Annotated in this window: 32 protein-coding genes and 4 pseudogenes; 28 read left to right on the top strand and 8 right to left on the bottom strand. The window is 43.4% G+C overall.

Features of this window, described 5'->3' with window-relative positions:
* From DWY89_RS05455 to DWY89_RS05325, 26 genes and pseudogenes are all read left to right on the top strand, one after another.
* The coding region (locus tag DWY89_RS05455) for a DUF4315 family protein (RefSeq protein ID WP_118524465.1) at positions 1-189 on the top strand (189 nt) is incomplete at its 5' end.
* Positions 176-823 carry a DUF4366 domain-containing protein gene (locus DWY89_RS05450; RefSeq protein WP_107001175.1) on the top strand — a complete coding sequence of 216 codons (648 nt, stop codon included), beginning with the start codon at positions 176-178 and terminating at the stop codon, positions 821-823. The genes DWY89_RS05455 and DWY89_RS05450, both read left to right, overlap by 14 nt.
* A complete protein-coding gene (locus DWY89_RS05445) occupies positions 820-1,017 on the top strand; it encodes a hypothetical protein (RefSeq protein WP_118524398.1) in 198 nt (65 codons plus the stop codon). The genes DWY89_RS05450 and DWY89_RS05445 overlap by 4 nt, the downstream gene beginning before the upstream one ends.
* The gene (locus tag DWY89_RS05440) at positions 1,018-1,419 is read left to right on the top strand and encodes a cysteine-rich VLP protein (protein WP_050005650.1); all 402 of its coding nucleotides are present in this window, start codon (positions 1,018-1,020) and stop codon (positions 1,417-1,419) included. It begins immediately after the preceding gene.
* A gap of 132 nt (positions 1,420-1,551) precedes the next feature.
* Positions 1,552-2,142: a hypothetical protein gene (locus DWY89_RS05435; protein ID WP_227589686.1), complete on the top strand. Its 591-nt coding sequence runs from the start codon at positions 1,552-1,554 to the stop codon at positions 2,140-2,142.
* A 12-nt stretch (positions 2,143-2,154) separates the two neighbouring features.
* Positions 2,155-2,337: a DUF4316 domain-containing protein gene (locus DWY89_RS05430; protein ID WP_107001173.1), complete on the top strand. Its 183-nt coding sequence runs from the start codon at positions 2,155-2,157 to the stop codon at positions 2,335-2,337.
* Positions 2,337-2,678, top strand: coding sequence for a plasmid mobilization relaxosome protein MobC (mobC, locus tag DWY89_RS05425; RefSeq protein ID WP_015553878.1), 342 nt, complete (start codon positions 2,337-2,339; stop codon positions 2,676-2,678). The genes DWY89_RS05430 and mobC overlap by 1 nt, the downstream gene beginning before the upstream one ends.
* Positions 2,679-2,838: 160 nt before the next feature.
* Complete coding sequence (locus DWY89_RS05420) at positions 2,839-3,177, top strand: hypothetical protein (RefSeq protein ID WP_016306492.1); 339 nt, start codon at positions 2,839-2,841, stop codon at positions 3,175-3,177.
* A 3-nt stretch (positions 3,178-3,180) separates the two neighbouring features.
* Positions 3,181-3,549, top strand: coding sequence for a VapD family protein (gene vapD, locus DWY89_RS05415; protein ID WP_016306491.1), 369 nt, complete (start codon positions 3,181-3,183; stop codon positions 3,547-3,549).
* 161 nt (positions 3,550-3,710) lie between these two features.
* Positions 3,711-4,001, top strand: a complete 291-nt coding sequence (locus DWY89_RS05410; protein WP_023042378.1) for a CD1845 family protein — start codon at positions 3,711-3,713, stop codon at positions 3,999-4,001.
* A 79-nt stretch (positions 4,002-4,080) separates the two neighbouring features.
* On the top strand, positions 4,081-5,496 hold the full coding sequence (locus DWY89_RS05405) for a relaxase/mobilization nuclease domain-containing protein (protein WP_118524464.1): 1,416 nt from the start codon (positions 4,081-4,083) through the stop codon (positions 5,494-5,496).
* Between the two features lie 635 nt (positions 5,497-6,131).
* A complete protein-coding gene (locus DWY89_RS05400; RefSeq protein ID WP_107001171.1) occupies positions 6,132-6,668 on the top strand; it encodes a hypothetical protein in 537 nt (178 codons plus the stop codon).
* A gap of 808 nt (positions 6,669-7,476) precedes the next feature.
* Positions 7,477-7,899 (top strand): sigma factor-like helix-turn-helix DNA-binding protein, encoded by a 423-nt coding sequence (locus DWY89_RS05395; RefSeq protein WP_107001170.1) that lies wholly within the window; start codon positions 7,477-7,479, stop codon positions 7,897-7,899.
* Positions 7,900-8,389: 490 nt separating this feature from the next.
* Positions 8,390-8,590 (top strand): hypothetical protein, encoded by a 201-nt coding sequence (locus DWY89_RS05390; RefSeq protein ID WP_107001169.1) that lies wholly within the window; start codon positions 8,390-8,392, stop codon positions 8,588-8,590.
* 400 nt (positions 8,591-8,990) lie between these two features.
* Positions 8,991-10,499, top strand: coding sequence for a recombinase family protein (locus DWY89_RS05385; protein ID WP_107001168.1), 1,509 nt, complete (start codon positions 8,991-8,993; stop codon positions 10,497-10,499).
* Positions 10,500-10,646: 147 nt separating this feature from the next.
* Positions 10,647-11,750, top strand: a complete 1,104-nt coding sequence (locus tag DWY89_RS05380; protein ID WP_118524463.1) for a DUF1524 domain-containing protein — start codon at positions 10,647-10,649, stop codon at positions 11,748-11,750.
* Between the two features lie 433 nt (positions 11,751-12,183).
* Positions 12,184-12,456: pseudogene (locus DWY89_RS05370) on the top strand (hypothetical protein); the annotation flags it as partial.
* Positions 12,457-12,690: 234 nt separating this feature from the next.
* Positions 12,691-12,999 carry a type II toxin-antitoxin system RelB/DinJ family antitoxin gene (locus DWY89_RS05365; RefSeq protein ID WP_118523261.1) on the top strand — a complete coding sequence of 103 codons (309 nt, stop codon included), beginning with the start codon at positions 12,691-12,693 and terminating at the stop codon, positions 12,997-12,999.
* Positions 13,000-13,100: 101 nt separating this feature from the next.
* Positions 13,101-13,328 (top strand): annotated as a pseudogene (locus DWY89_RS05360) (type II toxin-antitoxin system RelE/ParE family toxin); the annotation flags it as partial.
* A 38-nt stretch (positions 13,329-13,366) separates the two neighbouring features.
* A complete protein-coding gene (locus DWY89_RS05355; protein ID WP_333491419.1) occupies positions 13,367-13,927 on the top strand; it encodes a hypothetical protein in 561 nt (186 codons plus the stop codon).
* 160 nt (positions 13,928-14,087) lie between these two features.
* The gene (locus tag DWY89_RS05350) at positions 14,088-14,303 is read left to right on the top strand and encodes a helix-turn-helix transcriptional regulator (RefSeq protein WP_055166464.1); all 216 of its coding nucleotides are present in this window, start codon (positions 14,088-14,090) and stop codon (positions 14,301-14,303) included.
* Between the two features lie 3 nt (positions 14,304-14,306).
* A complete protein-coding gene (locus tag DWY89_RS05345) occupies positions 14,307-14,480 on the top strand; it encodes a DUF262 domain-containing protein (RefSeq protein WP_227589609.1) in 174 nt (57 codons plus the stop codon).
* Between the two features lie 240 nt (positions 14,481-14,720).
* Positions 14,721-15,410: a response regulator transcription factor gene (locus DWY89_RS05340; protein WP_008120506.1), complete on the top strand. Its 690-nt coding sequence runs from the start codon at positions 14,721-14,723 to the stop codon at positions 15,408-15,410.
* Positions 15,386-16,651, top strand: a complete 1,266-nt coding sequence (locus DWY89_RS05335) for a HAMP domain-containing sensor histidine kinase (protein ID WP_118467151.1) — start codon at positions 15,386-15,388, stop codon at positions 16,649-16,651. Before DWY89_RS05340 ends, DWY89_RS05335 begins: the two co-directional genes overlap by 25 nt.
* Positions 16,652-16,764: 113 nt before the next feature.
* A complete protein-coding gene (locus tag DWY89_RS05330; RefSeq protein WP_107001136.1) occupies positions 16,765-17,439 on the top strand; it encodes an ABC transporter ATP-binding protein in 675 nt (224 codons plus the stop codon).
* Complete coding sequence (locus tag DWY89_RS05325) at positions 17,436-19,880, top strand: FtsX-like permease family protein (protein WP_118467153.1); 2,445 nt, start codon at positions 17,436-17,438, stop codon at positions 19,878-19,880. The genes DWY89_RS05330 and DWY89_RS05325 overlap by 4 nt, the downstream gene beginning before the upstream one ends.
* 301 nt (positions 19,881-20,181) lie before the next feature.
* Here the strand turns inward: DWY89_RS05325 and DWY89_RS05320 are convergent, their stop codons facing one another.
* From DWY89_RS05320 to DWY89_RS14235, 5 genes and pseudogenes are all read right to left on the bottom strand, one after another.
* Entirely contained in the window at positions 20,182-20,625 is a 444-nt protein-coding gene (locus tag DWY89_RS05320) for a GNAT family N-acetyltransferase (protein WP_118467155.1), read from the bottom strand.
* Positions 20,626-20,704: 79 nt separating this feature from the next.
* A complete protein-coding gene (locus DWY89_RS05315) occupies positions 20,705-21,241 on the bottom strand; it encodes a TIGR00730 family Rossman fold protein (protein ID WP_107001131.1) in 537 nt (178 codons plus the stop codon).
* Positions 21,242-21,275: 34 nt separating this feature from the next.
* Positions 21,276-21,557: pseudogene (locus tag DWY89_RS05310) on the bottom strand (type II toxin-antitoxin system YafQ family toxin).
* Positions 21,554-21,826, bottom strand: a complete 273-nt coding sequence (locus DWY89_RS05305; protein WP_118467157.1) for a type II toxin-antitoxin system RelB/DinJ family antitoxin — start codon at positions 21,824-21,826, stop codon at positions 21,554-21,556. Before DWY89_RS05305 ends, DWY89_RS05310 begins: the two are co-directional and overlap by 4 nt.
* An 85-nt stretch (positions 21,827-21,911) precedes the next feature.
* Complete coding sequence (locus DWY89_RS14235) at positions 21,912-22,130, bottom strand: hypothetical protein (RefSeq protein WP_147353087.1); 219 nt, start codon at positions 22,128-22,130, stop codon at positions 21,912-21,914.
* Between the two features lie 4 nt (positions 22,131-22,134).
* Between DWY89_RS14235 and rhuM the strand changes: the two are divergent.
* Positions 22,135-22,341, top strand: a pseudogene (gene rhuM / locus DWY89_RS05300) (RhuM family protein); the annotation flags it as partial.
* A gap of 43 nt (positions 22,342-22,384) precedes the next feature.
* Here rhuM and DWY89_RS05295 read toward each other — a convergent pair.
* Positions 22,385-23,356, bottom strand: a complete 972-nt coding sequence (locus DWY89_RS05295) for an alpha/beta hydrolase (protein ID WP_118523260.1) — start codon at positions 23,354-23,356, stop codon at positions 22,385-22,387.
* 15 nt (positions 23,357-23,371) lie between these two features.
* A complete protein-coding gene (locus DWY89_RS14580; protein ID WP_243022745.1) occupies positions 23,372-23,812 on the bottom strand; it encodes a flavodoxin in 441 nt (146 codons plus the stop codon).
* Positions 23,813-24,202: 390 nt separating this feature from the next.
* Between DWY89_RS14580 and DWY89_RS05285 the strand changes: the two genes are divergently transcribed.
* Entirely contained in the window at positions 24,203-24,643 is a 441-nt protein-coding gene (locus DWY89_RS05285) for a MerR family transcriptional regulator (RefSeq protein WP_118523259.1), read from the top strand.
* 151 nt (positions 24,644-24,794) lie between these two features.
* Here DWY89_RS05285 and DWY89_RS14575 read toward each other — a convergent pair whose 3' ends face one another.
* Positions 24,795-25,022: a response regulator gene (locus DWY89_RS14575; protein WP_227589577.1), complete on the bottom strand. Its 228-nt coding sequence runs from the start codon at positions 25,020-25,022 to the stop codon at positions 24,795-24,797.
* Positions 25,023-25,024: the final 2 nt, after the last annotated feature.

Below are 25,024 nucleotides of genomic sequence, written 5' to 3'. Positions count from 1 at the left end.
GAGCTGGAAAAGCAGAAACAGGAGGAAGAAAACAGCCAGATCGTGCAGGCGGTGCGCTCGCTCAAACTGACCCCCGCCCAGCTTATGGCTTTTTTGAATGACCCCAAAAACAGCCTTACCGCTTCGGGCCATACTGACCCGAAGCCGGAGGCACCCGAAAAGGAGGACACAGCCCATGAAGAAAACTAAATACCGCAGGCTGGCGGCGATGGCTGCCAGCCTTTTGTGTTGCCTGATCTTTACGGTCCCGGCCTACGCCCAGAGCAGCGAGCCGCAGCCGGAGACAGCTCCCGCCCCGGTGGAAACCGAAGCGGAGCCGGAAACCCAGAACCCCTTTACCCCGGACGGGACGGGAACCGTGGTGGACAACGCCACCGACGAGGATGGAAAGGAGTTCTACACCATCACCACCGCAGACGAGAGCGTGTTTTATCTGGTGATCGACAAACAGAAAACCAGCGAGAACGTCTATTTCCTCAATACCGTTACCACAGACGACCTTCTGCCTCTTGCCGAACAGGGTAAGGAACCGCCCCAAGAAGTGACCCCGGAGCCAGAGCCAAAGCCCACCGAACCTGTGGAGGAAGTACCGGAACCCGAGCCGGAGAAAAAGGACAGCCCCCTTCTCTCTCTGCTCCTGATCGGTGCGGTGGTGCTGGCCGGCGGTGGGATTGGTTACTATTTCAAGATTTACAAGCCGAAGCATGAGGCCCCGGATTTGGAGGATGATTACTGCGAATATGAGGACGGGGAGCTGGAGGAGATCGCAGAGGAACCCGAGGACGAAGATACCCCGCCGTGGGAGGAAGATACGGAGGAATGAGAATGAATTTTACAAGCAGCCCTTTTGAACGAATGATGAAGGAAGTACCGCACCCCGGCTGGGACAATGACAACCCTTGTATGGGATGCCGTTACTACAAGGAGTGCAAAGGAAAGAAAAAACAGTGCCGGAAGAAGTTCCGGGCGCTGATCGTGGAGCCCCGCCCTTCGGGCCATCGTGGTCCGAAGTCATAAATGGACGCCCGGGAGCTGACCCGTGACGAGAAGAAGAAAATCCGCACTCTGGTCACGGGGATGTGCGCCAACTATGACCGGGAAAGCGGTCTGTGCCTTCCTCTTGACTGTGCCTGCTATATGCTGCACAAGTGCTGGACAGGGGCGTACTGCCGTTATTTCCGTGAGGCTGTCCTGCCTCTTAACCCGGAGCTTCAAGCGTCGCTGACAACGGAAGGCATCTCCCCGGAGCTGCGGGCCTGTGCGGTCTGCGGAAAGGCGTTTTTGCCCGAGGGGCGTCAAGCCTACTGTTCCGACGCCTGCAAGGCCGAAGGGAACCGCCGGAAAAGCCGGGAACGCATGAGGAAAATGCGGGAGAAAAGGCCGGGCGGCTGTTACGATTTGCCGCCTCCAAAGGCTTGACATTCCGGGCTTTTTTGAGGGTGTTTCTGGGGTGGGAATATCTTATTACATTCCTCCCCGGTCTGCCCTCTTATTTCGTAACATCCAGCACTTCGGGTCATGTTGGCCCGAGGCACAGAAAGGAGGGATCTCTTGGAGACAGTACAAGGATATGTGATTTTGAAAGCTGCCACCTTTGAAACTGGACACGGCTTTGCGCTTGGGCATAATCCGGGAGCGCCGAGCCCCTTTGTGACCTGGCAGTTTACCGAGGGGGAAAACGGCCATCGGGATTACTACTGGGGCCGCTATGGAAACAGCCAGGCATGGGCGCAGCGGGATTTTGACCGCCGGGTGGACGATTATCAGCAGCTTTACCATGCGGCGGTCAAGCATACCGAGCTGGGACCGGAAGGCGTTTACCGCTATTATTCCACCCAGCGGCCCGTGGACATAGGAACTTACCCGAAGCCGCCGGATAACCAGCCTCTTTCCATTGTCAACTACGACGATGACAGGCGGCGTCCTGTGGCAGACGGCAGGCTGATGGCATGGGGCGAACTGACCTACACAAAGCCGCTGACCGAAAAGCAAATGGAGGATTATGAACTGAAACCAGCACCGGGCAATCCTGACCGGGTGCGCTCATCCATTACCGCCCGGCTCAAAGAAGGAACCAGAGGGCAGGAACCCCCGAAGGAGCCCGGCCAGAAGCGGAGCCATAAAAACCATGAGGAACGATAAAGGAGGATCGCCATGCACGAAAAAGACAACTATCTGAAAACCGCCGAGCTCTCCACGGAGCAGAACTGCAACATGATTGACGGCGTACCCAACAACACGCCCATCCAACCCACGCCCCCGGAGCTGGACGCAAAACCGCTGGATAAGGTAAAGGAACCCAAAAAGCGCCGGAAAGGCCGGGAGCTGGAACGATGATGGAGAACCGCAAGCGGAATGTCCATCTGCACGTCATGGTAACGCCGGACGAGCTGGCAGCCATCCATGAACGGATGGCCGAGGCGGGCATTTCCAACGCCGGGGCCTATGTACGGAAAATGGCTCTGAACGGGTATATCCTGCACATCGACCTTGCGCCCGTAAAAGAATTGATCTCTCTGCAACGGCGCTGTTCCAACAATCTCAATCAGGTCGCCGTACACGCACACACCTATGGCGTGTACCCGGAGGAAATCGACGGATTGAAGCGGGACTATGAAAAGCTGTGGGGCGAGGTGTCAAAAGTGCTGCGGGAGCTTTCCGAGCTGGTGGCAAAGTAAGACGAGGGCGGCAGGCTTCCGTTGTGGGGCTTGCCGCCCTGCTCTTTTTTTACCACTTCGGGCCAGCATGACCCGAAGCCCGTCATAAAAAATTCAGATTTTCAAGATTGTAGAACCAGCTCTATAATGATATAATAATTCAAGAAGGGAGGCTGATACCATGCTGAAAATGGTTATTCGCATGAATGATGATAAAATCACAGCCGAAAATAAGTACCGGCTGGATGGCATTTACAACACAATCAATCATACATTCCAAACCGTGGGCCTTCCCCGTATGGAGGATGGTTCCGGCGCTTTGGTATTCCGTGACTGCGGCAGAGCGAGGGATTTTAGTCTGTTCGGCCGGATCGTCAATACCTTGAAGCGGCAGACATGGTTCATGGATAATGTTTCTGTGTGGCGTCTTTGTGACAGTGACGATTCTGACAGTCCAGATGATTTCAATGAAGAAGATCTGTTGACCCACTATCAGGAAAAAACAGCAATGAGGGCTTGAGTTTTGGAGAGAAAATATTTCAAAGCCTTAAATTTTGATCTGGACACCCATCAATTAAAAGAGCATTACCCCGGAGCCAATTACCGGCAGGCGTATGACGACTTGCGCCGGTTCTTCAAACGGCATCGTTTTTCTCACCGTCAAGGCTCCGGCTACATATCGGATGATAAGCTGGCAACTGCTGATATATACGACTTGATGGATGAATTAAGCAGACAGTTTCCGTGGATTGGAATATGCGTGAATAAAATTGATGTGACCAACGTGGGACGGCAGCACGATTTGACAGAGCTCTTGAAACCAGCAGAGGATATTGTTATCGACACTTCGCTGCTGACAGTTCCCGATTGCCCGCAGCAGGAAACAGAATAGCAGAAATTTGGCAGGACATGAATGTGTCCTGCTTTTTCTGTTTTCGGGCCATCATGGCCCGAAGGTTTGGGACAGGATTCACTAATCTTTCGCAACATTTATGTCCCCGGGCAGGCATGATAAAATAGAGGTAGGAAGGATAGATAAAGGAGGTTTTGAAGATGAAGATACTGCTGAAAATATTGGTTGCTCCCTTTGCTTTAGCGTTGTCCCTTCTGGCGGCTCTGCTGGTATTCCTGTTTGATATTTGTGCCGTCCTGCTGACGATTGCCTCTGTGATTCTGGTGGTGCTGGGTGTCGCTCTCTTTTTCACGCCGACGCCCATAGGCGGGATTGTATTTCTGTTTCTTGCCTTCCTTCTTTCGCCGTATGGACTGCAAGCGGCGGCGGGCTCCCTTCTTTGGGCGCTGGACGGAGGCAAATCCGCTCTGTACCGGTTTCTGGCAAGTTAAACAGCCTCGGGCCATGTTGGCCCGAAGTCGGGGCGGTCTGGATGGGCCGCCCTTTTCTCATGGAAAGGAGGGATGATTTCTGGCTACCACAACTTTGTTGCAGCGCCATGCGGGCGAAGGCGAAACGATTGCCGAGGCAATCCGGGATTGTCTGGACTATGGCAAGGACCCGGAGAAAACAGAAAGAGGAAAGTATATCTCCGCTTATGAATGTGATCCGGCCACCGTGGCGGACGAGTTCCTTTTGGCAAAAGCCAGCTATACCGCTATGACGGGCCGGGAACAGAAAAAAGAAAATGATGTGCTGTGCTATCAGATACGACAATCCTTCTATCCGGGCGAGATCACCCCGAAGGAGGCGAACCGTATCGGCTATGAGCTGGCTATGCGCTGGACAAAGGGGCGGCACGCTTTTATCGTTACCACGCACACCGATAAGCAGCACATCCATTGTCACATTTATTACAACTCCACCACCCTTGACTGCACCCGGAAATTCCGAAACTTTTGGGGCTCCAGCTTCGCCCTCCGGCGGCTCTCTGACAGGCTGTGCCTTGAAAACGGGCTGTCCATTGTAGAGAACCCGAAGCCCCGGAGCAAGGGCAAGTATCGGAATTATGGAGAATGGCAGAAAGAACGAAAAGGGCCGCTTTCCTATCAGGACAGACTGCGCCTTGCCATTGATACTGCGCTGGCGGAACGCCCCGCTGATCTGGACGAATTTCTCAATCTGATGAAGCGGGCCGGATATGAGGTCAAGACGGTTCGGGGCGGCGGTATCAGTTTCCGGCTGACCGGGCAGGGACAGGAACGCTTTACCCGTCTGCGGGCTTCCACGCTGGGAGACGGCTACGACTTGCAAGATGTTCTGTCTGCCATTGAGGGCAAAGAAAAACGCCCCGGGCGCTCGGAACGGAAAATCAGTCTGGCGGTGGATATTCAAGCAAAGCTGGCTGCCGGTAAGGGGCCTGGATATGAACGCTGGGCGAAGGTATTTAACATTAAGCAGATGGCCGCCGCTCTTGCCTATATACAGGACAATAACCTGACCGATTATGAGCAGTTGGCGCAGAAAGCCACCGAGGCGGCAGACCGTTTCCATGCTATTTCCGAGCAGGTCAAGCAGACGGAACAGGCTATGAAAACCAATGCCGGGCTAAAGGCTGCAACGGTTCAGTATGCCAAAACCCGCCCAGTCTTTGAGCAGTATAAGGCGACGAAGTACAGCAGGAAATTCCTTGCGGAGCATGAGGCCGACCTTGAACTGTACCGGGTTGCACAAGCGGAAATGCGCTCTCTGCTGGGCGGGGCAAAGCTCCCCAAAATGGATGTGCTGAAGGAAGAAGGCCGTAAGCTCACAGCAAAGAAAAAACAGCTCTATGGAGAATACCAGAAGGCACGACGGGATATGCAGGAGATCGTCACGATCAAGGCGAACATTGACACTCTGATGGGCTACACCGAGCCGGGAAGAAAGCAGGAAAAGGAGCGTTAAGGTTATGAAAATAAGGAGCAAAGCGACGCTGACACTTCGGGCCATGTTGGCCCGAAGATATGGGTTTGGGGCGAGCCCCAACAAGCAGCCTTTGTGCCACTTGTGGCCACAGAGGCATTGCTTGCCATTTAGCTATTTAGCAATATACTGCAAAAAAGATTATTGAGTTTATACAACATCTATTGTTTTACGCAATACCTCCTTAAAATATCTATATTAAGAAAATTCGCCACAAATTTTCGGTGATTTATCAATCGCTTTTCGAGTTTTTATATGTTTATGCAAAAAGAATGATATTTTTTTTATATCAACAAGTTCTCTTTCTTTTTATCGTTTTAACTCAAACATCAAAACACAAAACTTGAATACCCGGTTTTTATATCAGAAAAATATACGATATATGTTGATAATTAACAATTTATTAAGTTTTATTTACCATTTTTAGATTATATTGCATATATAGGGATTCTGTGGTATACTACAGTTAGTTATAAAAAGCTCATAACCGATTAGTAAAGGGAGGGATACCATTGGGGCTATAGAGGAGGAGAATTTGAGAGAATAGTGCCTTACATAATGGTGGGCGCTAAAAAATCTGAGTTTGTTACTATGGTAAAGTCTCAAGGAGGTCATTTATGAAGAAAGGTTTGAAAAAGGCATTGGGTCTGTTGGTAGCGCTGAGTCTCATGGTAGTTGGTAGCGCATTTAGTGCTCTTGCTGCTGATTCTCCAGAACAGAGACAAACATTCAGTGTCGATCTGAATAATTTTGACGAAAGCCAGCCCTATTCGGAAACATTACATTTCGAGAAGGACGGTCAGCCGGTAACAGTGACACTTAGCTATACGCCTCCTTTAACTCGTGATCCTGCTACTGAAGGAACGTGGAAATCGGATGCATTTTGGGGTGTCGCAGGTATGGATTACAGATTTGACTTATCAAAGAGTGGTAGCCAGTGGAAAATTTCTAATGCACGTGATTTAAATACCTACTGTGTTGGCGGAACGGTTGAAGATGAAAGTTTAGCCATTGGCCGTGCAACATCTACCTCAAGCAAAGCGGCCGAAGTGACTGGCTCTATGAGAGCAAATGTAGTCGGCGGAGTAGGAACACTTTCTTTCGCTTTAAGAACGGAAGTTTTTAATGGAGAAGTTTCTACCGTATTAAATTAAGAATAATATAAGTAGAGTCCTATTCAAAAAGGTGTTGATGTAAATATGTCGGCAATGTCTATATTTTTTCTAGTTGTATGCTCCGTCCTTGGACTTGGTGTTTTATACTGTATAGCTCGAATTATAGGATGGCTATTCAATCAGATAAAAAATAATGCTGATTAAGTGAAAGCAATTATACAATTTAAAAGGGTTGTTGCAAAGAGAAAAGTAATGTTCTGTATATGGTAGATTTAATAATTGACATATACTATATATAGTAAATTGAGTCTGTTTTGTAACAACCTTTTTAAAAGAAAATTTTTAGTAACAATTAGATAGAGTAGAGGTACGTTAACCATTAACATATCCTCTACTCTATTTTTTTATTTTTGCCTCCTATCTACGACAAATTTTGCAAAAAATACATTATATGATAATAAAAGAACTACGAGATTTTTACGCGGAGGTTGCTAATAACATGAGTTAGATTATTGAGAAAAAATAGATGAAGCAACGCCCCTTTTGCTTTACCTCCTCCTAGATGGGAGGAGTTTTATTCCAATTTAAACTTTTTTAAGGCTCAAACAAGCTGTTATTTGTTTGAGCTTTTTTTATGTTCGACACCTTATTTCAGGATTTGCTATCGAAACAGAGCCAGTCTTGAGATAAGCTGTCGAGGCTTTTTTAGAACGAGTAGCCATCTTTACTATTTTATAGATTTTTCACTGTTATTTTTTGAAAATTTCAGAAATTTCAGCCTACATATACGCTCCCCGCCGCTTCTGTTTTGTTGTCCATCCATCACAAAACAAAGCGGAGGTTCAATATGGCTATTATAAATTTACGGGACTATTACCCTTTTTATACGTCAGACTACTTTATGGAAGTACCAGAAGATGTTGTTGAAATGTTCAAGGAGTTTGACCGGAAGGAAGCCGCTTACCGTCTGCGTACATACCGGCACAAAGCCTATTACTCCCTGGATCGGAATGATGGAATTGAGCATGAGGCGCTTTTCGTTGCGTTCTCTCCCTATGAACTGTATGAGCGTAAAGTGACGATACAAGAACTCTATACCGCCATCTCACGACTGCCCGACAAACAGGCAAAGCGCATTTACGCTCATTTCATTCTCGGCTTGACGAAACAAGACATTGCCCGGGCCGAGGGTGTGGATGAAAAGGTCGTGCGGCTCGCCATTGAGCGCGGCCTTCGGAACTTGGAAAAAATTTTAAAAAAATTTTTATAAGGTGTACCGATTTCGCCTCAAAAATGAAATGGCTTATGAGAGGCAGTCAAAGCCTCGGGCCACATTGGCCCGAAGCGGGACACGCCTCACGCAGATTGAAAACTGAATAAAAGATAGACGGATACGAAGGGTGCTTGTGTCCAGTGACAGGCCCGCCATGACCTCTATTTTTACACTAGAGAGAGCGACCAGGCCCATGCCGTAGGCAGACTGTGGCAGGTCTGCCGGACAAAACACAAAACCCGGATACTTGCGATTAGTCACAATCCGAGCGTGCAGCGGTGTTGCGAACCGTGAGCCGTCGCAGGTAATGAGATCGCCTTGCCATCAGAATGGGGAGAGCTGAAATGCTATGGGACAAAAAGCCAACTGTCCGTCCGGTCTATCTGAAAAAACTTTCTAACCTGTGGGGCCCTTCCTCTATTACTGTCTGATGATAGGGCAACCGTTCTGGCTGGGCCCCATATTTTTCTATGAACAGGAGAATTTTATGAAGGAAAATATATCTAGTCCAGAATTAACGCTGAATATATGGAGTAATGACGCCTGCCGGGGCTATGTGATTATGGCCATGCAGGACTGTGGATTCACCCATAAAGATATTAGCCGTGTAGTAAATCAGCTTTATGGAGTGTTTGACTTATACACACTCAACGAGGCTGAACAGAAATATTATAACGGCGATTATTAGCTTCGGGCCAACGTGGCCCGAGGCTGGGGAAAGCTCAAAGGGCAGTTCCTTCCAGGGAGCCGCTTTTTTAGGTTTCCCCAGCAGACAAGAGGGAAGCTGGCCGCTGTTCATCCGTACTGAAAAGTGGAGGTTTTCGATGGTTCAATCTGTTACATACCAAAGCGAAAAACAATCCGTATATTTTCAAGGGAAACTTATCGTATTGGAAAATCTAATTCCGGTACTATCCCCGGATGAAAAGAACAAGCGAAAAAGAGAAATCGAAAATCACTTATATGATGTGTTCAGTAAATACACGGACAGATTTTACTAATCAACCGCAACATTGTTGTCCGGGGCTGCCTATGGTATAATATAATTGTAAGGTTGGTAGCTCCATTCCATACGGAAGGAGCCCAATATGGACATTATCAGAGAAGATTGTATATACGCGAGACAGTCGGTAGACCGTAAGGACAGTATCAGCATTGAAAGCCAGATTGATTTTTGTAAGTATGAGCTGAAAGGCGGAAGCTGTAAAGTATTCAAGGATAAAGGCTATTCCGGGAAGAATACGGACAGGCCGGAGTTTCAAAAGCTGTTAGGAGAAATCCGAAAGGGCCGGGTGCGGCGGGTAATCGTTTATAAGCTGGACAGAATCAGCCGTTCCATTCTGGACTTTGCAAACATGATGGAGCTGTTCCAGGAATATGACGTGGAGTTTGTTTCGTCCACAGAAAAGTTCGACACCTCAACCCCAATGGGGCGGGCCATGCTGAATATTTGTATCGTATTCGCACAGCTTGAACGTGAGACAATCCAGAAACGCGTCACGGACGCTTACTACTCCCGGTGCCTGAAAGGTTTTCACATGAGCGGACAGGCCCCCTATGGTTATCAGTTGGAGCCGACAGTGGTTGAAGGTATCCGCACAAAAAAGATGGTGGCAGACCCCGAAACTTCCCAATATGTAAAGCTCATGTTTGAAATGTATTCCGAGCCGGAAACGTCTTTTGGTGACATTACACGGTACTTTGAGGAACAGAACATCAAAGTTTACGGTAAATCGCTATTCCGTACCTTTATTTCACAGCTTTTAAGAAATCCTGTTTACGCACAAGCAGATTTAGAACTCTACGAATTTTTTAAAAGCCAGGGGGCGGCTATTGTCAATGACGCTTCCGATTTTGCCGGAACCAATGGCTGTTATCTCTATCAGGGCCGGGACGTGAAGGAGGATAAAGACAGGAGCCTGAAAGACCAGATACTTGTAATCGCTCCACATGAAGCGCTCATACCGTCTGATGTATGGCTGAAATGCAGGAAGAAGCTAATGACAAATAAGAGTTTTCAACAAGGACGTAAGCCGAAAAATACATGGCTTGCCGGAAAAGTTAAATGCGGGTGTTGCGGATATGCCTTAAAGGCAACACACGTTCCGAACAGCGAAGGCTATTTTCGCTGTAGTAAACGGACTGAAAATAAAGGCTGCCCGGGCTGTGGTAAAATCCGTAAATCTGAATTTGAGGAATTTATTTTCAGTGCTATGCGGGCGAGATTTAAAAATTTTCAAGTCCGCCATAGCCGGGAGGAAAAAGTCAATCCCAAACTGACCGCCCATCAAATTGAACTGGCGCAAGTTGAAGCCGAGATTGAAAAACTACTTGATACGCTAACCGGAGCCAACGCAACACTTCTTGCCTATGCTAACAAAAAAATTGAAGAACTGGACACTCGCCGCCAGACCATTTCAAAGGAGATTGCGGAAATGTCCATTGAAACAATGTCACCCCAAAAGGAGCAGGAACTCTCTTATTACCTCGACCATTGGGACAGCATTGAATTTGACGACAAAAGGAAAGCCGTTGACGGCCTGATTATTTCAATCAGCGCAACTAGCGACCACGTTCAAGTAGAGTGGAAAATCTAAGCTCTAACTTCTGGATTATCCCACTCTACTTACTTTCAAATCTATCTTTTCTTTTTAATCTTGTTTGTACCCCTTGTACACCGTTGCTTAGAATTAGTAAAAGATAGTCAAGAGAGACTTAGAGATATACGAGCAACACTTTTAGATATGACGGCTGTTAAAATAGAATCATCATCTGAGGAAGATTCGTACACTATTTTTGAGATATTAAACGCTAGAGGACAGGATTTGGCATCACATGAGTTGTTAAAAAATTATATTATGCGATATATTCAACCTGTTGAACTACGTGACGAGGCAAAAACGAAATGGGAGGATATGGAAAGAGTCCTTGGATCATCCATTGATAAGTTTGTACGGCACTATGCAATTCATCGTTATGGAGACATACGAGATAAATATAATTCACCATACCAAGCTATTCAAAAAAACAGTCGTGGGAAACAAGTTGCGGATTTGTATAATGATATTAAGTTAAAATCAGAATACTATGAAAAGCTAATACATCCAAGCAATGGAAGGGAAGGAAATTGTAGTTCCACTGAATTTGAGATTTTTGACTTTTTTAGAGTGAAAAGATTTGAACAATTTAGACCGATCCTACTTAGCTTAATGCATCAAAAAGAAAAGGAAATTCTTGATGCAAAGAAATATGAGCTTACTCTAAAATATATTTATAATTTTTTTGTGTGTTATACAATTATTGGAGAAGAAAAATCCAATAAATTAGAAGATGTGGTGTTTAAGTATTCAAAGCTCCTTGAAGAGAATTATTCTGATGAGGTATTACAGGAATTTTCCACTGACCTAAAAGGAAAATTACCGGGCTATGAGTGGTTTTTAAATGCTTTTAAAAATATTGGTTGGTCTAAACATTTTGGTCTTTATACAGGAGATAAAAACAAAAAACGTGTTCAAGTGGTTCTTGAAGTGATTGAAAAGTTTGTCTCTCAAAGAAATGAAGTCTCTGAGTTTTCTATAGAGCATATGCTTCCGGATGCTGAAGATATAAAAAATTCTCAGATAGGTAATTTAATTCCTCTAGAAGAGAAATTAAATGGAAATCTCGGCAAGAAACCGTTAAGCGAAAAATGGGATGTATATGAAAAATCTACATTTTTTTCTTGTCGGGGTGTTGTAAAACAGTATAAAAGTAAAAGTTTTGATCCGCAAAAGAGGACAGAATTCTTAGCTAAACTTATATTTAATAATGTTTTGGAATTAAATCAGTTTGATTTTTCAAAGGATTAATAACGATGTATCACGTTTGTTAACTAAGCGTTCAGCTGCCTTGAAATTGATATGAACAGGGGCACGATCAGCTGGATTCGGAGAAAAATCGAATACAGGAGACCAGCTATGAAAAGTCAAGCTTAAATTAGCTAGAAATTAATAAATCCTTTTCGTGGTAAAAATGGGTAACCTTAATAAGGCTCCCTGGTGGGCGCTTTTAAACAAATCTATCTCTTTGTCAAAGTGTCCATGCGAGTTCACTTTGAGAAGATGAGCCAGATGAGTCATAGCATAGAAGCAATAGTTTCCGGTGTTGGTGCGTCCTTGAGAAGCGCATAGACAGATTTTTGATGCAGACCTGATTTGAAGAAATACTGCAATTCAGGGAATATCTCATCCACATAAGAAGTCAGCTGAATCTTTAAGTGACGGGGGGGCGGACAAAAATGTGGAGGACGCATCTACGCTTGATACATTTTCACTTGAGATGTTTGAGAACATCGCTTATGTGATGGCAAAGCATGCAGATGCCAATATTCCGGATACGCCAGAAGAATGGTTAGATGGATTTAATACGTTCTCAATCTATCAGGTTCTTCCACAGCTCATTGAGCTCTGGGGGTTAAACGTTCAGACGGATGTAAGTGCTAAAAAAACTTCGTCCAACAGATCGCTCGATGACAACACCTTTATTTTTGCTTCGTTGCGTACAGATGGGGATTAGTATCCGAGACCTGGATTTGCTTACCATTGGCCTCGTGAATGATATGTATGCTGAAAACAGCAACGATGATTATAAAGGATATATGGAAGTGGCGACTCAGGAGGACTTCGACAAATTTTAATGAACTGGTAGCTTTTGGAGTATGAACAATTTGTAAAATACTGATTTTGTATTGCTTTTGTCCGGACAAATGGATGTAATAGAGTTAGAAAAAATTCGAAAGGGGTGTTTACTATGGCAACAAAATCAGCAAATTTATACGCACGCATTGAGCCCGATGTAAAAGAACAGGCAGAAGGAATCTTAGCAGCATTAGGAATTCCTGCATCCAATGCAATAAATATGTTTTACAAACAAATTATTCTTCAAAGAGGACTTCCTTTTGAAGTGAAAATGCCATCCGCTCGTCCTGTAGACGTTAGTGCATTATCAGAAGCACAGATGAATGCAGAACTAGAGAAAGGATATGCGGATATGCAGGCTGGTCATACTAGAGCAGCAAAATCTGTTTTTGCTGATATCCGCAAGGATTACAATTTATGATTTATGATATCGTGATTTCAGATCAGGCCGAGATAGACCATCGTGGAATCTTCGAATACATTGCTTTTGAACTGTAGGCACCAGAAAATGCAAGTGGTCAGTTTGATAGGCTTGAAGCATGTATTATGGATCTTGATCATATGCCGAAGAGATATCGACAATATGAATTGAAACCATGGAAAAGTCGAGGGCTACGTGTAGCGCCAGTAGACAATTATCTTGTTCTATATATTCCGGATGATGATACACAAGTGGTTACGATTATCCGTGTTATGTACGGTGGACGAGATGTGAATACGCAATTAAACAGATTTACAAAAACAAAATAATTTGAAAGCATTAATCAGAAATGGTTGGTGCTTTTTTCATGCCTGGAGAAATCTGCGCTTTTTTTATGCCAATTTTTACGGAAAGAGCAGAGCAGGCAAACACAGCTCTTGCAAATGGCGATATTTCTCAGGAACAGTATGACGCACTTCAAAGAGAAATCATTGAGACAGAGCAGGATTTAAAGAAATTAGAAACACAGGCAAATCAGTCAGCTACAGCCATGCAGAAGATTGCAGCTACTGGTGAGAAGCTTAAGACTACAGGAGATAATATTTCGAGTGCCGGTCAGAAGCTCCTACCGGTGACTGCAGCAGTTACTGGTATGGGAGCTGCTTCTCTTAAAACGGCAGCGGATTTTGAAAGTTCGATGTCCCAGGTACAGGCGACAATGGGTATCACGAAAGACTCCATGTCTACCGTTGATGGCCAAAGCGTCAATACGATGATGACGATTGTTCCTAAAATTTCCGGAGCAATTACAGCAGTAAAAAAGATGCTTTGCGATAATTCTGAACTGGAAGCCAAGCGTGATGCCCTGCAGGAAGAAATCGCTGTGACGGTGATATTCAAAGACGGCACTGAAATGAAAGCAGAATAAGGTATGAAGCAGATACGACACTCGGGATTTATGTCCTGGGTGTTTTTGCTATGTGTACAAAGTGCAAATTTCGAGATGAGTAGATTGAAGTGAAAGCAAAGATGTGTTATAATATTATCCGATTAGTGTTATTTTACAAATTTCAGATGAGGTGATACGAATGCTGAAAAATAATATAGAAGTAGATGTAAAAATCAAGTGTATAGAAGCTGGAAAAACACAGGCACAGCTGGGAGAGATGATTGGTTCAACAGGACAATATGTAAATCGTATCATCAAAAAGGGCGATGGCGTTATTAATAAAACTTTTGTAGAGATGCTGGATGCTCTCGGTTATGATATTCAGCTCACATATGTAAAAAAGGAGGAGGCATAATCAATGGCATATGAGTCACCATTAACGATAGCAGAAGTCGTGAAGGATATTTGTGCTAATAAATATGTTCTCCCGTCAATTCAAAGAGAATTTGTATGGAGTACCGCACAAATTGAGAGACTTTTTGACAGTGTAATGCAAGACTATTGTTTTATCTTTTGGAGATACAAACGATGAGAGAATTGAAGAAGCAGTACTCTGATATTAATTCAAGAATGCCTCGGCATTCTTGCTGCGAGGTGCGCGTCATGCAATTGCATGACATACTTCTACTGCGCACCTCTGCAATCCTGCCGGAGGCTATATCAGCTGGGGGATTGACTCCCCCACTGATACAAGCTTGTTTCTCACCACCTATAGAGGTGGGAGTCATCTCCCAGCTGATATATATAGTTAATAAAGAGAGGTGCATATGCTATGCCAGGTATACTCGTGGTTGAAGATGATGAAAATTTAAATCGTGGAATTACATTTTCACTGAAAAAATCCGGATATGAGGTTTTTTCAGCAGAATCAGTGAAAAAAGCGAAAAGAATTGCAAGTGATAATAATGTGGATGTTACCATTTGTGATGTGAATCTTCCGGATGGGAATGGACTGGAATTTGTAAGGTGGATGAGATGCAATTATAATACATACATTATTTGTCTTACAGCACTAGATCAGGAGATGGATCAGGTCATGGGATATGAAGCAGGGGCAGATGATTATATTACAAAGCCGTTTAGTCTTTCGGTACTTCTTTTGAAAATAGAAGCACATTTCCGCCGAAGACAGGAGAAAACGGAAGCCGGAAAGATGATTTCGGGAGATATCGTATTTATCGCAGGAGAAATGAAAGTCCTGATAAAGAGTCGTGAAATCAGTCTGACAAAAACGGAGTTGAAAATGCTGACTTTTTTTCTTCAGAATCCGAAACAGATTCTTTCAAAAACACAAATATTGGAAAATGTGTTTGATCTGGAAGGGGATTTTGTGGATGAAAATACAATCGCTGTCAATATCAGAAGACTCCGTGAGAAAATCGAAGACAATCCGGCTGCACCGGTCTATATAAAGAATATCAGAGGTCTTGGGTATATATGGAATCAGGAGGTAAGGCAGTGACAAAGAGATATCGCAAGAAAATTACAGTAGTGCTCTCCTTGGTATTACCTGTCATAGTATTGTTTGCAATATTAAATTGCTTTACCACGTATGTGTTTTATGAAGATTATAAATATAAAATGAATCTTATGACAGAGATTGCTGCAAAGGAAAAATTTTCCGGGCTGGATGCTGTTTCGGAATTGCTTAAGGATAAGGATATTGAAACCAACGAACAGGGAAGGCGATTATTGGAGCAATATGGATACTGGGGGAATAAAGGGAATGCATTTTATTCGCAATTCCGGCATCAGGTTATGGTGACCGGTGCTGTAAGCACTGTGATATGCGTGCTTCTTTTGATTATTTTATTTTATTGGAAGAAGACAGAAGATGCGTGTCATCAGAAAATATTAGACCAGTTGGAAGAAATTCTGATCAGATTCCGTGAAAATAAATTTGATGATTTACTGAAAACGGAAAATCATGCAGAACTGGAAAAATTGAATGACCAGCTTGAAGCAATCGGACATCATATTCAGTTGATAAAGGAAGAAGCAAGGGCAGAAAAGGAGAACACGAAAGAAATGGTTTCTGATATTTCTCACCAGTTAAAAACACCGGTTGCAGCTTTGGATACATGTTTTAGTGTGCTGATGCAGAATGACTTAAGTGCCACAGAACAGGAGGAGTTTCGTATCCGTTGTCGGAGTGCTCTGGATGGACTGGAGACATTATTGCAGTCGCTTCTTGAAATATCCAAGATGGAAACTGGACTGATTCAGATTAATAAGAAAAAACTTCCGCTTATGGATACTGTCATATCTGCTGTGAACCGCACTTATCCTAAAGCGGATGAGAAAGAAATTGAATTCGTTTTTGACTATGAAAAAGAGCTGGAAACATGCACGATTATGCAGGATAAAAGGTGGCTTGGTGAAGCTGTGATCAACGTTCTGGATAATGCGGTCAAGTACAGTCCGTGTGGTTCAAAAATATTTATCCGGTTACAAAAAAGAAACGATCTTGTAAGAATGGAAATTGAGGATCAGGGAATTGGTATTCCGCAGAATGAGTATCACAAAATTTTTCAACGATTTTACAGAGGAAGTTCCAAGGAGGTCATGGAAAAGAGTGGTACAGGAATCGGACTTTTTCTATCGAGAGAAATTATCGAAAAACACGCAGGTACGATTACGGTAACCTCCGGCAAAAAGAAAAAAGGAAGCATGTTTGTGATTCAATTACCATATGTTGGTTAAATTTTAAGTGAGCAGAAATCTTACAATTCTGTAAGACTTCTGCTCGTTTTTTGAAAGTGAAATGAAAGATTGCCCTGATACAATTTGGATGTAAGATGAAAAGGAGGCAACACATGAGTGTGATATTAGAAACCAAGCAGCTTTGTAAGTTTTATGGCGCAGGTGAGAATCAGGTCAAAGCGGTCAATCAGGTGGACATTCAGATTGAGCGGGGAGAATTTGTCGCAATTGTTGGAAAGTCAGGTTCCGGTAAAAGTACATTACTTCATATGCTTGGAGGGCTTGATACCCCGACAAAAGGCAGTGTTACTTTAGCAGGGAAAGATTTATACAGGATGAAAGAAGATGCTCTTGCTGTTTTCCGCAGAAGAAAAATCGGATTTGTTTTTCAGGCATTTAATCTGGTTTCATCTGTTAATGTATGGGAAAATATTGTACTGCCACTGGGGCTGGATGGAAGAAAAGTGGATGAAGCGTATGTAAATGATATTATTGCAACTCTGGGGATTGAAAAGAGGATTTACAATCTGCCAAATCAGTTATCCGGAGGACAGCAGCAGAGAGTAGCGATTGCAAGAGCACTGGTGAATCGTCCGGAAATTATATTTGCAGATGAGCCGACAGGCAATCTTGATTCTAAGACCAGTGATGAGGTGATTGCACTGCTTAAAATGACAGCAAAAAAATATGGTCAGACGATTGTAATGATTACCCATGATGACGAAATCGCACAGGTCGCTGATCGCATTCTGGTGATTGAGGATGGACAGGTGGTGGATTTCAGATGAAGACAATAAGCAGGATTGCACATAGCAATGACAAAAAGAACAAGACAAGAAGTATACTGATCATGATGTCCATATGTCTGACCACGATGCTGCTTGTTATCATCAGTACTGTGGGAAATGGGGTAATTCATTTACAGAAAAGTCAGGCGGCAGGCTCATATGGAAGCAATTATGGTCTGTTTGTTTCCGCAGACGGATCGCAGTTAAAAGAAGTAAACCGCCGTGCGGAAATAGATGCTACAGGCACTATGTGCACCGAAGGTGTCATAAAAGGCAATGAAAAAGGCGGGTTTGTCTGCATGGATGAGACTGTAAAAAAAATGCTTCCCTATAATAAAGAATATGAGTTAAAGGAAGGAAAGTATCCGGAAAAAATGCAGGAAATTGCCGCAGGAAGAGCATTTTTCCGTGCAATGGGGTATGGTGATGTAAAAGTCGGGGATACGGTGACATTGGATTACCGCGCAGGGATGCAGTCAGAATATAAGCCGGAAGAATTTGTTGTCAGTGGAATCCTATATGATCGGGATGAGTATACCATCGAGGCATCTTATGTTGCTTTCGGGTCACAGGAGTTTTATGATGAGCACGTCGCAGAGAATGACAGACAGTATAATATTTATTTTACTTTAAATGATTCTGCAAATGTATCTATGAATAATATTGATTCGGTTATAAAGCAGTTTGCAGCAGCCTGTGGGATCGAAGAAAAAAACGTTATAGTCAATGATCTCTATTTGCAATGGGTCTTGCAGCCGAGTTATGAAATGATTGTGGTTTGTGGAACCCTGATCCTCGGAATCGTGCTGTTTTCCGTTGGGGTCATTTATAATATCTTCCAGGTCGGGATCGCCCAGAAGGTTCAGGAGTACGGAAAAATCAAGGCGCTGGGTGCAACCAGAAAGCAGATGAAGCAGTTGATCTTTCGTGAGGGCATTCTTCTGGCGGTTCCTTCGATACCGCTGGGGCTGCTGTTTGGCTTTCTGATTGCAAAATGCGGTTTTAACTGGCTGGTAGAACAGGGGAACCTTGTATCAACCGGAACTGGCTCTATGGGAGTTCAAAATCAGCAGGTGCCTCTGTTTTCCCTGCCTGTTATGTTTCTCTGTATTTTCGTATCATTTCTTACCGTTGCTTTGGCACTGCGTAAACCAATGAAAATTGTTTCATGGATTTCACCTATCGAAGCAACACGGTATTTAGAAAATGCAGAAACACAAAAAAAAGGAAAACGAAATGGCAGAAAAAATGTCACCGTGTTTTCTATGGCAATGGCAAATGTAACGGGTAATCCCAAAAGAACTATTGGTACTATCCTCACAATGGGTTTTTCTTGCGTATTGTTTGTGATTATCTCTAATTATGTGGGAAATATTGACACGGAGCATGAAGCACGTCTTTCCGTTAATCATGGACAATTTGAACTGCAGCTTGACTATTCTGCTGAGTATGATGAAAGATATCCGGAGAATAATCTGGATACGATTCTGACGGATGATCCATTGAATGATTCGCTGATTGAAGAAATCAAAAGCATTCCGGGAGTGACAGATGTCATGACGAGAGAGATAGTCTCTGTAAATCTGAACGGAACAAGATTTCCGGCTGATATTGTGAGTAAAAATGATTTTGATTTTATGCGCCAGGACGGGGATATTGGCTCTATGGACTATGATCAGGCGGTAAAGAATGGTGATATTTTCTTTGGCTGGTCAACGTGGATGGAACAAGATGGATATGCTCCGGGTGAATCCATTGTATTTGACTTTGAGAATGGAAGTGAAACCTATACCTATCAGGGAAAGATTGCAGGATCCTTTGTAAGCGCGGACACTTATCTTGTCATTCCAGAAGGTGTATACCGTTCCATGAATCCGAGAGGAACAGCCTATGGCTATCTGTGGGTGGACTGTGACAAAAAAGATGTGGCATCTGTGGAGCAAAATCTGAATACATTGATTTCTAATACTTCGCATATAAAAATGGGTACTTATCATGCGCAGTTACAATCTGCAGAATTCTCAGCTCGCACGATGAAGCTTGGCTGTTATCTGTTTATGGCGGTTGTAGGATTCATCGGTTTTATGAATATGGCAAACACCATGATCATGAATATTACGACAAAAAAGCAGGAATATGGTGTATTACAGGCTGTGGGTATGACAAATAAACAATTAAATTTATGTCTGCAGTTACAGGGACTGATTTTTACGGTTGGCACCATATGTGTAGCACTTGTCGTTGGTCTGCCACTTGGCTACGTGCTCTTTGCCTATGCAAAGCATAATGGAATATTTGGAATGAATATCTATCATGTTCCAATCGTACCAATTTTTATTATGATTTTTTTGGTCGGTCTGTTGCAGATTGTGCTTTCCCTCGTTTTAAGCAGTAATCTGAAAAAGGAAACGTTGGTTGAAAGAATAAGGTATCAGGGATAGCAAGTAACCAGGCTGTCACTCGGACAATGAGTGACAGCTTTGTTTGCGAGTATACGTCAAAAGATTCTGTGCCCTTGTATTTTCCCTTATCAGAGTTCGTAAACTTATATGGGAATATATAACACAAGGGAAAAAATAAGGGAAAGCTCACCTGCGACAAATCCAGTGTTTTCAAGGGTTTGCGGAGAATTTAATAAGAAAATATAACAGTTATTAAATCTCTTAAAACAGGTGAAATCTCAATCGGAATTTGATGAGGTGATAATATGAGCAAAAGTAAGAAGTTGACAAATACTGGAAGTTATAAACATCTTTGCAAATATATCATATCTATCAACTGTACACCGCCCTCATAAATTGGGTGGTCATAATTGTCAGTAAAGAAATGGGGAATCTTGTGAGAACGAACAAACCCACATTTTTCATAAAATGGTATCGTCAATGGACTGTCACCTGTTCCAACTTGCAAAACAGAATATTCATCTGCATATTTACTGGCAAGAAAATCAATTAGTGCTTTGCCATAGCCCTTTCCCTGATTTTCCGGATCGACTGCGATATTCTTGATTTCAAGTATTCCATTACCTTCATCGGTAACAACACATTCTGCTTTTTCATCATTGTCTTCAAGCACATACATAGTACCTTTTTCAAGATAGCGCTCAACCATGCTCTCCTGTTCATCAGCTAATAACAATAATGATATAAATTGCTTTTTATTTTCGTTCACTTCTCGGATTTTCATATCCATTACTCCGTCAAATTGGAATTGATCGTGCTCTGTCTTTCGCTAATGCAACTCCATTTTACTGTGCAAACATAAGTTATGCCCGTCTCAAGATTCGCTTTATATCATCCAGATTTTCAACAAAAAAGATTCCCTCCTGTCGCTCGTTAGAAGATAATCCTTTTTCAATCATATGATTTAGAAGTGCTTTCAAATCATCGTAGTAACCGTTCAGGTTGTAGAGAATGCAGGGTGCCTCCAGATGTTTCAAAGACACCTTCGACATTACCTCTGCAATTTCCTCCAATGTTCCCGTGCCGCCCGGGAAGGCAATAAAGGCTTCTCCTAACTCAATCATTTTGTTTTTTCTCTCAGACATATCCTTAGTCACAATCAGTTTTGTCAGTCCATCATGTTGAAACTCATTTTCAATAAAAAAATTCGGCTCAACACCCGTAACATCACCGCCTGCCTTCAATACACTGTCTGCCAATGCTCCCATTAAACCACCTTTAGAACCGCCGTAAACAAGTGCATTTCCACTGTTTCCAATCCATGCCCCCAATTCCTCAACTGCTTTTCGTAAGCATGGGTCATTTCCTTCATTTGCCCCAAGATAAACCGTTATATTCATTAAAAATTTCCTCCTACAACTTCCGATTTTGGGATTATTTCTTAAACAGCTCAGAATGTGAACCAAGGCGATAAAGCATCAAAAGAAGAACTTCTCCACGAATCTCATAAATAAGCAGCCGGTCTGGTTCGATGTGACATTCACGCGTGCCTTTATAGTTGCCTGTAAGATCATGATCTCTGTATTTTGCTTCCAGCATACCGCCATTCGCCAGAATATCGATTACCTCAAACAGCTTATCAAGATTTTTATTTTGCTTTTTGGCAAGCTTCAAATCCTTTTTAAACTGATTGGTAAACTAAATGTCGTATTTCATACATCGAGAGCTGCCTTAAGCGCATCCATACTGGAATAATGCGGAGTAGAAGGATCCTTCATCATTTTTCTGCCTTCCTCAATGGCAGCGGCTGTGGTATCATTCGGTACTTCCAGTTTTAATTCAAAAGGAATACCATGCTCACGGATAGCGGTTCTCAGGAATATATTTACAGCAGTTGTCATATTCAGACCAAGCTCATTGAAGATTTCCTCCGCCTGATCCTTGATTGCCTTGTCTGTACGAATATTTAAATTAGTTGTTGCCATACAGAACACCTCCATTCAAGTATAGTATATGCAGAAGTTCGGGTGATGTCAACACAATGTCATTATACAAGCTGTGGATTTCCTGTTAAAATGCATCGAAGTCCTTCTGCGTAGCAATCTGCGAATAGACTTTGTACTCATCATTGCTGCTTTCCGCGTACATGTCGTTCACCATTCCGATTGTGAGTAAGTCAAGATCCCGGATGGAGATGCCGAGCTGTACGCAGCGAAGCAGAAACAATGGTGTGGTCATCGGGCGGTCAGTTGCGTGAAGTTTTTTTAGACTCCATATCCGTCTGGACATTCAGGTCACACGCGATACCAAACACTATAACCTTCAAATGATCATTGCCGTAGGCTTCAAGGTCAATTCCGAGCGTGCCGTACAGTTTCGTAAATGGGTAAACCAGATCGCCAAGGACTACACCATCAAAGGCTGGGTGATGGATGATGAACGGCTGAAACGAGGAACGTATCTGACAGAGAAGTATTTCGACGAGCAGTTAGAGCGTATTACATGTTCCATTCCTCCTATCCTATACACTGATTTTTCTATCCTTATTTAAGATGCATATTAAAAAAGCTGTTCAGCTTTTCAAAAGGAATGACATCTAAATTGTCATAAAGATCAACATGGCTCGCTCCCGGAATGATAAGCAGTTCTTTATTATCTCCGGCCATTTTTTCATAAGCTCCCTCACTGAAGTAACGGGAATGCGCTTTTTCTCCATGTACCAGTAGAACCGCAGACCGAATTTCAGCGGCATACTGTAAAATTGGCATATTCATAAAGGACAGAGGAGAGGTCACATTCCATCCGTTGTTGGAATTAAGAGAACGAGGATGATAACCACGCTCGGTTTTATAGTAAGCATAATAATCTTTTACAAACTGTGGGGCATTGTCCGGCAAAGGATCGATGACACCGCCTGCAAGGGTATAACTGCCATTTTTATAATCCTCAGTACGCTGGGTATTCATTGCCAGTTTTTTGGCGAAACGAGCCTCGGGTGTGTTTTCATTGTCAAAATAACCGTTGGCATTTACACGGGTCATGTCGTACATGGTCATTGCCGCAGTTGCTTTGATACGGGTGTCCTGTGCTGCTGCGTTGATTGCCATACCGCCCCAACCACAGATACCGATGATACCAATTCTGTCTGTGTCAATATTCTCCTGTACGGACAAAAAATCCACAGCCGCACAGAAATCTTCCGTATTGATGTCCGGAGAAGCCACATAACGAGGACTGCCGCCGCTTTCGCCTGTAAAGGACGGGTCAAAAGCAACGGTCAAAAATCCGTACTCTGCCATTTTTTGAGCATATAGACCGGAGGATTGCTCCTTGACCGCACCGAACGGACCGCTGACGGCAATAGCGGGAAGCTTGCCCACCACACTCTTTGGCGTGAACATATCCGCCGCCAGTGTGATGCCGTAGCGGTTATGGAAAGTCACTTTTTTGTGATCCACCTTGTCGTTTTTCGGGAACACCTTGTCCCATTCTTGTGTTAAGCTTAATTTTTCCATGATGGTAATATCTCCTTAGTTCTCGTCTAAAATTTCAATTTTATCAAGCCAGTCTGTAACTGCTGTTAATGCTTCATCCTGCGAATTTTGTGCCACAGAACCTCTTATTTCTAATCCATCCAAAACATCTGCACCTGTGCAGATTTCAGCAATGCTGCTGTCGGTGGAAGAAAGACCACTGCCTTCGTGGGTACAGAACGGAATGATTGTCTTTCCCGAAAAATCATAACTCTCAAGAAATGTGTAGACTGCCATCGGCATGTCGCTCCACCAAATCGGGTAACCGAGAAAGACAACATCATAATCTTCCATGCTTTCCACAGTAGCTGACAGTTCAGGACGGGCATCTTCTTCCTGCTCCTGCTTTGCGGTTTCTGTACAAGCTTCGTATTCATCGGGATATGGCACAACGGTGCTGATTTCGAATAGGTCAGCATCGACCTGTTCTGCAATCATATCTGCTATTATGTGAGTGTTTCCTTTTTTCAATATGCCCGACACCATAATTTTCACCAGTGCGGGAAAAGTATGCTACTAGAACTTTCATAGTTTCTGTATCTCCATTCTCATCTTGTTGTGTGCTGCTACTTTCTTCTTCTGCGGCATTACTTTCTTCTGAAACGGTATACCCGGTAGTTTCTGTTGTTTCGGCATTCTGACTGCTATTGCAGGCAGATAAGGCAAAACACATGAAAAGTATGAGTAACAACGATATAACTTTTTTCATAATCCATGTTAGCCATTGCAATCTTTCTGTATAACTGCTATACTAATGATAAAACATAAACCTAACTTTAGGTCAATGGGTTTGTAAAATAAATTTGTTAACTTTTTGTGGAGGCATACATGTATACGATTGGACAGGTTTCGGAAATGTTTGGACTTCCGATTTCAACTTTGCGCTATTATGACAAGCAGGGGCTTTTTCCGGGAATGGAAAGAATTTCCGGCATCCGTAAATTCAGTGAGAAAGAGATTGAAACATTACGTGTAATTGAGTGCCTGAAACGCTCCGGTCTGGAAATCAAGGATATTAAACAGTTTATGGACTGGTGTGTGGAGGGAGTAGCTACTTATCCTCAACGAAAAGAACTGTTTGAGAAGCAAAAGAAAACAGTGGAAGCTGAAATTGAACATTTAAGTCGTGTGTTGGATATGATTAAATTCAAGCGCTGGTATTATGAACAAGCCATGCAGGATGGCAACGAAGATCGGGTACATAGTATGATACCGGATAAGTTGCCGGAGGATATTCAAAAGATGTACGATCACGCACATAAAGAATAAAGAAATGCTGCATATTTGCCCTTTAGAGACAAATATACGGCATTAGTAGTATTCAAATGGAATGAAGGTTTAGTTTGTGGGTATAGAAAAAGCACCGTCCAAATAAACCTTGAACGATGCTCTGATAGTTAGCGGATTGTTGCTCAATCTTCTATCTCTTTATATTTTGTTTTATTGCAGTGGTCACTGCATCTATATTGAATGGCTTTGAAATGTGTCCGTTCATTCCAGAATCCAAGGATGCCTGTACATCTTCCTTGAAAGCATTTGCAGATTGTGCGATGATTGGAATTTTCGCAGCGTCTGGGCGCTCCTTGCTCATTGCACGAATTGCCCTTGCCGCCTGATGCCCATTCATTTTAGGCATCAGGACATCCATTA

Origin of the sequence: Clostridium sp. AF27-5AA (genome assembly GCF_003478415.1) — a bacterium.
Lineage (GTDB): Bacteria > Bacillota > Clostridia > Lachnospirales > Lachnospiraceae > Otoolea > Otoolea fessa.
This window is presented reverse-complemented; position numbering and strand designations above follow the sequence as displayed.